The organism is Nostoc sp. DedQUE04 (genome assembly GCF_034530995.1).
GTDB lineage: Bacteria > Cyanobacteriota > Cyanobacteriia > Cyanobacteriales > Nostocaceae > Nostoc.
This window is the reverse complement of sequence record NZ_JAVRCA010000075.1, coordinates 19143-31251: the sequence shown is the minus strand read 5'-3', so window position 1 is coordinate 31251 and position 12109 is coordinate 19143. Positions and strand designations below refer to the sequence as shown.

The following is a 12109-nucleotide window of genomic DNA, read 5'->3' as shown; positions in this document are numbered from 1 at the left end:
CCAACTGAGCCAACTGCCAGAAGCGATCGCATCCCTGACTGGGTTGCAACTGCTTAACCTCCCCAACAACCAACTGAGCCAACTGCCAGAAGCGATCGCATCCCTGACTGGGTTGCAACTGCTTTACCTTTCCGGTAACAAACTGAGCCAACTGCCAGAAGCAATCGCATCCCTGACTGGGTTGCAACTGCTTAACCTCCCCAACAACCAACTGAGCCAACTGCCAGAAGCAATCGCATCCCTGACTAGGTTGCAACGGCTTGACCTCGACAACAACCAACTGAGCCAACTGCCAGAAGCGATCGCATCCCTGACTCAGTTGCAAGTGCTTAACCTGGACAACAACCAACTAGGCCAAATGCCAGAAGCAATCGTATCCCTGACTCAGTTGCAATGGCTTGACCTCTCCGGTAATGAACTGACGGAATTGCCAGAGGCGATCGCATCCCTGACTGGGTTGCAACAGCTTAACCTCCGCAACAACCAACTGACCGAACTGCCAGAAGCGATCGCATCTCTGACCCAGTTGGAACTGCTTGACCTCGAAAACAACCCTCTTAACCCTGACCTTGCAGCCGCTTACAAACAAGGCACAGAAGCAGTTTTAAAATACCTGCTGGCACAGGCACAAGAAAAGATAACTCTGAATGAAGCCAAACTGATTCTAGTTGGCGAGGGTGAGGTGGGCAAGAGTTGTCTGTTGGGTGCATTGCGGGGAGATGAATGGGTGGATGGTCGCCCCACAACTCACGGAATTGAAATTAAACCTGTAATCATCACCGATCCCGACAGTGGTACAGAGATATCACTCAATGGCTGGGATTTTGGCGGTCAACGGGTTTATCGACCGACGCACCAGTTGTTTTTCAGTGCGCCAGCCGTGTATCTTGTTATCTGGAAGCCACGGGAAGGCCCCCAGCAGGGCTTTGTCAAAGAGTGGATTACGCTGATCAAAAATCGAGAACCATATGCAAAGGTGTTAGTAGTTGCAACCCACGGCGGCCCCGGACAGCGACAACCAGACATTGACAGACAAGAAATTCTCGATCAATTCGGCAAAGATACGGTAATCGATTTCTTCCATGTAGACAGCAAACCCAACCAGGATACGACGGATTGCGCTGGTCTTGCAGAATTAAAAGATACTATTGCTCGTGTCGCTGCATCTCTTCCCGAAATGGGGCGTTCCGTTCCAGCAAAGTGGCAACGGGTGCGGGAAACCTTACAGACAAGTGACAAAGCCTATCTCCCCTACAATGATGTCATTGCCATCTGCGCTAAAGAGGGAATCGATGAGGAGCAAGCAGAACTGTTCCTTCGCATCTCCCATATACTAGGGCATTTCATTCATTATCATAACGATTCAACACTACGCAATATCGTCATCCTCAAACCCGACTGGCTGGCAAAGGCGATTAGCTTCGTACTGGATGATGAAACAACACGCAAACGCAACGGTTTAGTGGAATTTCAGCATCTGGGCCAGTTGTGGAGCCATCCGCCATTTGCAGGCGAAGAAGGCTACCCCTCAAAATTGCATCCAATCTTTCTGCGGCTGATGGAACGCTTTGATCTATCCTACAAAGTGGTTTTCGCTCCGTCAGAAACTAGCAATACCAGCCTGATTGCTCAACTTGTTCCCGATACACGCCCAGAGCCATTGCCCAATTGGGGAGAGCAACCGGAAGCGGGAGACAGACAACAGGTGCAAATCTGCCGCATTGTGGATAGTCGCGGACAGTTTGCAGTAGCAGAAGGTTTGTTTTACCAGTTGATTGTCCGATTGCACAAATACTCACTGGGGCGGACTAATTACGAAAACAGCATTCATTGGCAACGCGGCTTAATGCTTGACAACGACTACAACGGTCGGGCATTGCTGGAGTATGTTAGCACTGATGTAAAAATCACAGTACGAGCAGCTTATCCTGAACGTTTCTTGTCCTATCTCACGCAAGAGATTAAATGGCTAGTCGAGAATTTCTGGGAAGGATTGCGTTGTAATGTGATGGTTCCCTGTATTGAAACTTGCGGTATGAATGCTCCTGGAAACGGACTGTTTGAGGTACAAAAACTAATTGAAAGCAAAAAGAAAAATCGCCATGAGTTCCCGTGTCCCATTTCCGGGTGTGGCGAATGGCAAAACATCGATCAATTGCTGAATAACGCGCCAACTACTCAACCCCCATCCCAAGAAATTGGCATTGAGCAGTTCCGATACATTGTGAAAGACGAGCTAAACGTCATCCGCAAAGATTTGGTTATGTACGATCGCCTAGATCAAGCACGCTTTCAGGTATTATCTCAAGAGCAACGTACCATTTTAAGCCAGGTCGATCAGCAGTTTGCAGAACTAATGCAGATGCTCACCGATGAAGCAAAAGACGGCCCGCGCCTGTTTAGCTTTAAGCCTGTCGATCCGAAATTTTTTGATCGCCCCAAATGGATTAGTGCCAAGTTTCAACTCACCCTCTGGTGCGAACACGCACGTCAGCCACTTCCAGCCTTAAATCCCAACGACAAGAAAAAGGGAGTTTATGAATTAGACTTGCCGCGTGACTGGTTCACTAAGGCAGTCCCCTATCTCAGAATTTTGACCGGAACCCTAAGCCTAGTCTTACCTGTGGCAGGTTCGGCAACTAAATTTATACTGGATGATACCACCTACAAAGCCATTGAAGAACAACTCGATTTAGGACAGAAAAGCATCGAGTCTACTTTAAAGGGAAGTGATATGGCTTTGGCTGGAAAGTCCAAGAGCGATGCCTCGTTCTTTGAAGGCGATGCAATCCGCGCTCAAGGCTCGATTTTGCGAGAATTACACGCCTTATTGAAAGAAAAAGATCCTAGTTTTGGTGGTTTAGTGCGGGTGCAGAACAAACGCCGTGAATTTCTCTGGGTTCATCCTCAATTTGTAGATGAATATTAATTGACAACGGATATTAGAGGATGTTTGAAAAGTGTTTGACTGTGATTTTAATTGCGTTGTCACCCCCCTTAGTCCCCCCTTGTAAAGGGGGGAAACAAGAAAAATCCGGTTCCCTCCCTAATACATACGGGGAGGGTTAAGGAGGGGTAAAAAATATTTGATACATCAATCACGACTTTTCAAATATCTTCTTAGAGCTATTTCGTAATTTTTGATGATTATACAGGAAATAGAGTAATGTTGAAAGTTTTTGCTGACCGTGGTGGTACATTTACAGATATTGTTGCTGCTACTGATAATCAAACAATTATCGATGGAGTTTCAAAACATCCCGAACGTTTTTTAATTGTAACTCTGCCCAATCAGCAATGGATTGTAGTCTACAAATTACTTTCAGAAAATCCCGAACAATATGAAGATGCAGCTATCCAAGGTATTCGAGATATCATGGGTATTGCTAGCAACGAATCCATTCCTACGGAAGCGATAGAAGTTGTAAAAATGGGGACAACCGTAGCAACAAATGCGCTATTAGAAAGGAAAGGCGATCGCGTCGTTCTTCTGATTACCAAAGGATTTAAAGATGCGCTGCGAATTGGCTACCAAAACCGTCCTAACATCTTTGCGCGCCAGATAATTTTACCAACGATGCTTTACGAACAAGTGATTGAGATAGACGAACGCTATGATGCTAACGGAAATGAATTAATATCTATAAATATTGAACAAGTCAAAAGTGACCTACAAGCAGTTTACCATACAGGAATTCGGAGTTGTGCTATTGTTTTTATGCACAGCGATCGCTATCCCGAACACGAGCAACAAATAGCCCAGCTTGCCCAAGAAATCGGCTTTACTCAAATTTCCGTATCTCATCGAGTTAGTCCTTTGATGAAGTTGGTTAGCCGGGGAGATACAACAGTAGTAGATGCTTATCTAACTCCTATTCTGCGCCGCTACGTTAACCAAGTAGCGAGTCAGCTACCCGGAGTAAAATTAATGTTCATGAAATCTGACGGCGGTTTAGTCGCAGCCGAACAATTTCAAGGAAAGGATAGTATTTTAAGCGGCCCGGCTGGCGGTATTGTCGGTGCAGTTCAAACTAGTAAAAGAGCAGGTTTTGAGTTAGTTATTACCTTTGATATGGGAGGGACAAGTACAGATGTTGCCCACTTTAAAGGAGAGTATGAACGACAACTAGATTCAGAAATAGCTGGGGCACGGATGCGAGTTCCTGTATTAGCAATTAATACCATTGCTGCTGGTGGTGGTTCAATTCTCTTTTTTGATGGTTCTAGTTATCGTGTCGGCCCTAAATCTGCTGGTTCAAATCCTGGCCCTGCTTGTTATCGACGTGGCGGGCCATTAACGGTTACTGATGCCAATGTAATGTTAGGTAAAATTCACCCACAATATTTTCCCTCAGTTTTTGGCATTGATGGTAATTTACCTTTAGATAAAAATATTGTTATTCAAAAATTTACCCAATTAACCCAAGACATTCAAGCCGCTACATTAAATAATTGTACTCCCGAACAAGTAGCCGCAGGATTTATGGCGATCGCAGTGGAAAATATGGCGAATGCAATAAAAAAAATCAGTCTGCAACGCGGTTATGATGTCAGCCAATATGTGCTTTGTTGTTTTGGCGGTGCAGGTGGGCAAGTTGCTTGTCTAATTGCCGATACCTTGGGAATGAAAAAAATATTTTTACATCCTTATGCTGGAGTTCTCTCAGCTTACGGAATGGGATTAGCTGATGTGCGGGCAATTAGAGAAGGAGGAGTTGAACAACCTTTAACTCAAGCATTAATCCCTAAATTAGAGCAATTAATGAGATATTTAGAAACTCAAGCTAGAAGTGAAATAAATGAAACAGATAGCCAATTAGAAGTAATCCGAAAAGCTAACTTAAAATATGAGGGTACTAACTCTATACTGAACGTTAATTTTGCCAATAAAGTAGTAGTAATGCAGCAAGATTTTGAGGTTGAGCATCAATCACGCTATGGTTTCATTCAATTAGAGAAAAGCTTAATTGTAGAATCTGCTTCAGTGGAAGTAATTCAAAAAATGGATACTCCCGAAGAACCTTTAATTATTCGTACCCGTTCTCTAGATGAAGCCCCTATCTCTGTTGAGACAGTCAGGATGTTTACTGCTGATAGATGGCATAATGCTCCTATTTATCGACGGGAAGATTTACAACCAGAAGATAGTATTAATGGCCCTGCAATTATTATCGAAAAAATTAGCACGATTGTAGTTGAACCAAACTGGGAAGCAAGATTAACTGAACGTAATCATTTAATTTTGCAACGTCTTATAAAGATTATATAAAGATTTATGATTTAATTTCATTAACCGAAAATACTAAGTTTCAGTAAATTATTCGGAGATTTTCAATGTTAAATTTTTCTTCTCTTCCTTTGGAAATCCGCCAGCTTTGTCTAGATAGAAAGTTAAATACACCTGACTTAGAATAAATATGTGCTAATATCGATCGCAGTGAAGTTGATGTCTGCGGTATAGTTTCCGCAATGTCTCATGCTAATTCAAGTTTTTTATCTAGAGAGCCAAGTAGCTCTGCTGAAGGAGGATGGCTGGTGTTAATAGTTCCAGCCATGAACGGTTAGATGTTGAGGCTACGCTAACCGAAGTTAAAAGGCTCCAATTTGACCGCGCACATCGTAACGCCTCTGGATTATTCTATATCGAAGGTGTGCGTAACTTTGTCAAGGTAATTGACAACGGTTTTGATATTTTAGCGATCGCGTTTAGTGAGAAACTGCTCACAGCACCTTTAGCACGGAAACTAGTTCGGCAATCTCGGCGTTCTGGTGTTCCTTGCATCAGCCTTACACCCGAACAGTTTCGACGTATTTCTCAAAGTGAACGTGCTTCTGGAGTTGGTGCAATTGTTCGTCAGCGTTGGTTCAAGCTGCGTGATATCTCGCCACAACCTGATTTGTGCTGGGTGGCTGTTGAAACTGTTCGCTCACCAGGAAACCTCGGAACCTTGATTCGCACATCAGAAGCCGTTGGCGGTGCTGGGTTTATTTTTATCAAAGATAGCGTAGATCCCTTTGCTCCCGATGTTATTCGGGCATCTATGGGTTCGCTCTTTAACCAGAAGTTTGTACGCACAAGCTTTTCTGCGCTCCGTAACTGGGTACAGAACCACCACTGTCCTGTTATTGGTGCTTCACCAGATGGGATGTCTGAATTTCATCAGTTTAATTATCCCAATTCTACTCTTCTTTTCCTGGGCGAGGAGCGCCAAGGTCTAACCCCAGAACAGCGAGACTTATGCCAGCATCTTGTTCGGATTCCGATGGTAGGTGCGGTTGACTCTCTCAATCTTGCTGTAGCAGGTAGCCTTTTAATGTATGAGGTTTATAGGTCGAGAACATAATGTGTGAAGTGACACCCAACATCAATCAATTTTTGTGTTGGGTTGCACTTTTCTTAACTCAACTTACATCAGCAAATGTTAAGTAATTCATTGAATTTAAACAAATAGAAATTAAAAATGCACAGAACATCTCAACCCGATCCTGTTCGCTTAGAAATCTTTAAAAATCTCTATCAATTTATCGCCGAACAAATGGGAATTGTGTTGCAAAACACCGCTACATCAGTGAATATCAAAGAAAGGCTGGATTTCTCCTGCGCAATTTTTGACTCATCGGGATTATTAGTAGCAAATGCCCCACATATTCCTGTACATTTAGGCTCAATGAGTGAAAGTGTCCGCAGTTTAATTAACGATAAAGGCGACACCCTAAAACCGGGAAATGTTTATCTATCTAATAACCCCTATAACGGCGGAACCCACCTTCCTGATGTCACTGCAATTACCCCTGTTTTTTTGGAAAATAGTGAAAATAATCCATGCCCCATGCCCAATGACCAATGCCCAATGCCTTTATTTTTTGTTGCTTCTCGCGGACATCAAGCAGATATTGGTGGAATTACTCCCGGTTCTATGCCTCCCCACAGTACCACAGTAGAAGAAGAAGGAATTCTCTTTGATAATTTCCTCTTGGTCGAAGAGGGAAATTTTCAAGAAACCACAGTCAGACAGCACCTTGCAAATCATACTTATCCTGCTCGTAACCCTGACCAAAATATCGCTGATTTTAAAGCCCAAATTGCTGCAAATGAACGGGGAGTTCAAGAACTTTGTAAAATGGTTTTACAATACGGAATTGACACTGTTCAAGCTTATATGACATTTGTGCAAGCTAATGCTGAGGAGTCTGTTAGGCGTGCGATCGCAGTTCTCAAGGATGGCTCATTTACTTATAAAATGGATGATGGGGCGCAAATTAAAGTTAAAGTAACCATCTACCCAGAAAACCGCAGTGCTACTATTGATTTTACTGGAACTTCTTGGCAGCTTAATAGTAATTTTAATGCTCCTAAAGCTGTAACTCAAGCAGCAGTTTTATATGTTTTCCGTACTTTAGTTGATGATAATATTCCTCTGAATGCTGGGTGTCTTAATCCTTTAGAAATTATTATCCCAGTTGGCTGTATGCTCAACCCAACCTATCCAGCCGCAGTAGTCGCGGGTAATGTCGAAACTTCTCAAACTATTGTGGATGCTTTATATGGTGCTTTGGGTGTCATGGCTGCTTCTCAAGGAACGATGAATAATTTTACTTTTGGTAATGAGCAATATCAATATTATGAAACTATCTGCGGTGGCTCTGGCGCGGGGATTAATTTTAATGGTACTGATGGTGTTCATTCTCACATGACTAACTCTCGTTTGACCGATCCAGAAGTTTTAGAAACTCGTTATCCTGTACTTTTAGAAAGCTTTAGTCTTCGTCCCGATAGCGGTGGCAAAGGAAAATATTCGGGTGGTAATGGAGTTGTCCGCCGCATTCGATTTCTTGAACCGATGACAGCTAATATTCTCTCTGGCCATCGGGTTGTTTCTCCCTTTGGATTAAATGATGGAGAGGCAGGAAAAGTAGGACGAAACTGGATACAACGTCAGAATGGAATTGAAGAAAATTTAGACAGCACAGCAACGGTAGAAATGAAAACTGGGGATGTTTTTGTGATAGAAACTCCTGGTGGCGGTGGTTTTGGTAAATCCTAGTGAAGAAGGCAGGAGGCAGCACTTCGGCTCCTTTCGACTTCTCTACGAGACGCTACGCTCAAGCAAGTCGTCTTTCTTTTTCACTATCTGTAGTCGCACACGTCTAACGTCTCAAAGAGTTGCAGCTTGTCGTCACACTTTGCTTATCCTTTGGAACGCCTTGCAAACAAGAAATGTTAGATTTGTTTATTTCTACTTACCTAATTTTTGTAAAACAAGATACATTAAATGGTAGTTTAATCGCAAAGGAACCAAAAAGCATGGCCGTTAGTAGCCCTGAAGTGATCCGTCACATATTGATCGGATTGGGATATTTAGCTCCTGAGATTGATCCTAAGCCGGATCTCACTAAATTTGCTCCCTGGAAGCGGAATAACAACTCCTTGACTGACGATCCTACTGAAGAAGCTATTAAAAAGTTTCAGAAACAGTACTCACAAAAACTTGTGGTTAATGGTAATGCTGATGCAGAGACTCGAACTGTCATGGAAGAAACAGTCATCGGGCTTCAAAACAGATTGAAGTTTCATGGTTTTGCAACCAATGCTGAAATTCCTCCAAACAAGCCTTTTTATGGCCCGGCTACTTATACAGCAGTCAAAAAATTTCAGAAATCTCAGGGTTTAACTGAAAATGGTATTGCTACTATTGAACAGCGTCAAATTCTACAGCAATCTAGTCTGACAGATAAGCCCCAGACTCCGCCTCAGTCACAACTAAAGCTGAGAGATTTATGCTTTCAATTCCAAAAGAATCCTCAAAATCCTTCTTACATCGCAGCGTTAAATAATTTACAACAAAATCTACCCAAGGACGTTTTACACAAAGTTACTAACAAATGGAGGGGGACAAACGATCAAAATCCTGAGATTGTCAAGCTGACGAATCTGTTTATTTATTATGATGATAATAATGCAAATCATCGTGATGCACTAAATCACTTACAAAGTCAGATTACCCCAGCTATCTCTCAAGCATTTTTAAGTCTTTGGAATAAGAAGTAACAAATGGGACTGATAGCAGAAGTCTCAATTCAGAATTCAGAATGGGCTACGCCCCGCTGCGCTAACAGAAGCAAAATACGCTTTCTACCTAGATAACAGATTTAGCTTGTGTACCTCATCAACTTGAAATCTGCTTTTTTACATCTGATACCAATTCAAAAAATGTTTACGACAGATAAGCCCACCCACGCTGACGCGCACCCCTTAGTAAGGGCAGGGTTGGTGATATATATCATCTATGTGTTGCATTCTTTTTTCAAATTGGTATGACATATGAGAATTAAAAACCAGGTTTCTAATCTCTGCTGAGTAGGAAACCTGTTTTTTAATAATTCTGAATTCTAAGTTCTGAATTCTGAATTCTGATTTAATATTCAATTCCCGGTTGTGCTTTTACACCTTGATCGCGGAAAGGGTGCTTAACTAGAGTCATTTCAGTTACTAAGTCAGCACACTCAATTAAAGCAGGTGGTGCGCCTCTACCTGTGAGAATAACGTGTTTGTTAGCGGGTTTTTGCGCCAAACCTGCTAAAACGTCTTCTACTGGTAAGTAAGCCATTTTGAGGGCGATATTGATTTCGTCTAACAACACTAGATGAAAGTCTGGGTTGCGAATGTATTCTAATGATTTTTCCCAGGCGGCGCTAGCTTTGTCAAGATCGCGATCGCGGTCTTGAGTTTCCCAGGTAAAGCCTTCGCCCATTGCGTGAAATTCTATCTGGTCTTCCCAATAGCTGAAAACCCTTTTTTCGGAAGGTTCCCAGCTACCTTTGATGAATTGGACGATCGCTACTTTATACCCATGACCGAGCGATCGCAACACCATCCCCAAAGCCGCAGTGGTTTTACCCTTACCGTTCCCAGTATTTACAATAATTAATCCTTTTTCTGGTACAGCTTCTGCTATGCGCTTGTCTTGCACTTCTTTGCGTCGCTGCATTTTTTTCCGGTACTGTTCATCAGTCAGAGATGAAGACATTACCTCATCAATTAAGCGCCCAATTTCTTGGTCTGGGTTCAATTCTGGTGGTGTATCGTTTTTCATCAAGCTTGTCTAGAAATAACTGTTAAAAGTGTTGAAAATGAACCAAAATCGTCTTAATTATCGAATTTCACTTACATTACTTGATTGGAAATGTCCAGTAAGCTTTCATATGAAATATTAATAGTGTGTTAGCTTTATTAATAATTTGCACACAGGTGGAACTATATATGATACACAAGCTGAACTTATAATTTGAGTTTACTATTACTGTTTTAAATAATCTAATATGTTCATTAAAGTATTTTACCAGTAAAATTTTATTATTATGTTCTTTATTACAATGAGAAGTTAGATACTCTAAGTATCATAAGTATGATATCTAATATCAGAACTTATGCATTTATGGATGTTCTTGTTTCCATTTTTCCCATAAAGGTTGCGTATCCTCTGGTTGCCCGTCATAGTTGAGCAATTGGTCTGAAATTATCACCCATGACTGGGCACTGCGTGTCCAAATATTACCCACTGGGCGTAACCAACTTGTATCATCTAAGGTTCCAGCTTTGACATTGATAGTATTTGAATTGTAAGTCCGTTCATGGAACAATCGCGTTCCGCAGTCGCCACAAAACAGGTTATTTACTTCACGTCCGGTATCATTTTTCCGAGTCCAAGCTTTCGGTTTTCCTTGAATAATTACAACAGTATCTCGTAGTACTGTAAGAGACATACCAAAGGCACTAGACGATTGTTTTTGACACTCCTTACAATGACATAGGTAAAGTGTTAATGGTTCGGCATGAATTTCATAACGAATCTGTCCACATTGACAACCTCCAGTATATGGAAGACTCACAGTTTTTATCTCCTAAGAATTTGTATTGTTTTATTGTAACTAAAACTACTTCATTATAAAAGCGGATTTTATTAGACACAAATAGAAGACATCTGAACATGAATATATTTTCATTCTCTGCACTTTCCTAAATCCTTTTGATCACTCATCCTAACTCCAATACTGTTGAGGTGCATTTCCGTGAACTTCTAAAATCTTCGGTTTTTGGATTTTGCTATCAAGTGGATTAATTGCTTCTAACTGCATATTAAATTTCTAGTTGTCACCAAAATCATAAAGATAGGTCATTTTACCACCCGGTTCTAGATATAAATCTAAATTCTAAATTCACAATTTAACCTTCTGTGCAACGTATTTTATTTATACTATTAATACAGAATTTCTCCTGATAAACATTGACGTGCCAAGTGTCACAACAGGACTATCAATACCGTAAGTTTAATGAAATGCGAATGATAATATTTTCACCTTCTACTTGACTAATCCCAGGAATTTGATATGAATAGTAACACTCGTCTACAGATTATTTTAGCTGATACACGTATTAATACAGTATTACCTGCGATCGCTCAACTAAATCTACCTAACTGGTGGTTAGCCGGGGGTGCAGTCCGAAACACCGTTTGGTCTTCAATTTTTGGCAATGACTGTGGGTTAGGTATTAAAGATTTTGATATTGCATTCTTTGATATAGAGGGAAACCGTTCCCAAGAACTAGCAGCAAAGGCGATTCTCACAAAACAATTTCCTGATGACGAGTTTGATGTCAAAAATCAAGCCAGTTTTGCTCGTTGGCGGCTTGGTAGCAGACCTTACACTAGTACAGAGGATGGCATCACAGATTGGCTGCACACCGCTACTGCTGTGGGAGTTCGACTAGATACCCAGGGACAATGGCAATTTTTCACACCCTACGGGTTGGATGACCTATTTGATGGCATTATTCGACCTACGCCAACGCATACTCATAATTTGGATGCCCATAATAAGGCATCTGGATTTTTACAGAAGTGTCCTTATCTGCGGTTGGCGTAAAAGTTACAATCACATTTTAGCCACTAGTTTCTATTACAAAAGAATAATTACTTGTTAATGTACAAACCTTAAGTACGGAATCCCAATGTTAATAATTTGATCTTGCTGGGAATAATTAAACTAGAACCCCTTTCACCGCAGAATGGGTATGACACTAATTTTATAACTTTATAGTCAAAAATCA

Annotated in this window: 8 protein-coding genes; 6 read left to right on the top strand and 2 right to left on the bottom strand. The window is 41.6% G+C overall.

All coding sequences use genetic code 11. The annotated features are described in order from the left end of the window. The 5 genes from RM049_RS33290 to RM049_RS33270 form a co-directional block, all read left to right on the top strand. Positions 1-2929, top strand: a 2929-nt coding sequence (locus RM049_RS33290) for a COR domain-containing protein (RefSeq protein WP_322707233.1), incomplete at its 5' end; no start/stop codon positions are given. A gap of 237 nt (positions 2930-3166) precedes the next feature. Further along, positions 3167-5269, top strand: coding sequence for a hydantoinase/oxoprolinase family protein (locus RM049_RS33285; RefSeq protein ID WP_322707232.1), 2103 nt, complete (start codon positions 3167-3169; stop codon positions 5267-5269). A 259-nt stretch (positions 5270-5528) separates the two neighbouring features. Continuing rightward, positions 5529-6344 (top strand): RNA methyltransferase, encoded by an 816-nt coding sequence (locus RM049_RS33280; protein WP_322707231.1) that lies wholly within the window; start codon positions 5529-5531, stop codon positions 6342-6344. 117 nt (positions 6345-6461) lie between these two features. Continuing rightward, on the top strand, positions 6462-8045 hold the full coding sequence (locus tag RM049_RS33275) for a hydantoinase B/oxoprolinase family protein (RefSeq protein WP_322707230.1): 1584 nt from the start codon (positions 6462-6464) through the stop codon (positions 8043-8045). 260 nt (positions 8046-8305) lie between these two features. Next, positions 8306-9049: a peptidoglycan-binding domain-containing protein gene (locus RM049_RS33270; RefSeq protein WP_322707229.1), complete on the top strand. Its 744-nt coding sequence runs from the start codon at positions 8306-8308 to the stop codon at positions 9047-9049. Positions 9050-9416: 367 nt separating this feature from the next. Here the strand turns inward: RM049_RS33270 and cobO are convergent, their stop codons facing one another. Together cobO and RM049_RS33260 are read right to left on the bottom strand one after the other, a co-directional pair. Beyond that, positions 9417-10094, bottom strand: a complete 678-nt coding sequence (gene cobO, locus RM049_RS33265) for a cob(I)yrinic acid a,c-diamide adenosyltransferase (protein WP_322707228.1) — start codon at positions 10092-10094, stop codon at positions 9417-9419. A 340-nt stretch (positions 10095-10434) separates the two neighbouring features. Then, entirely contained in the window at positions 10435-10890 is a 456-nt protein-coding gene (locus RM049_RS33260) for a GFA family protein (RefSeq protein ID WP_322707227.1), read from the bottom strand. Between the two features lie 498 nt (positions 10891-11388). Here RM049_RS33260 and RM049_RS33255 point away from each other — a divergent pair, with 498 nt between their 5' ends. Further along, positions 11389-11925, top strand: a complete 537-nt coding sequence (locus tag RM049_RS33255) for a nucleotidyltransferase family protein (protein WP_322707226.1) — start codon at positions 11389-11391, stop codon at positions 11923-11925. Positions 11926-12109 lie beyond the last annotated feature (184 nt).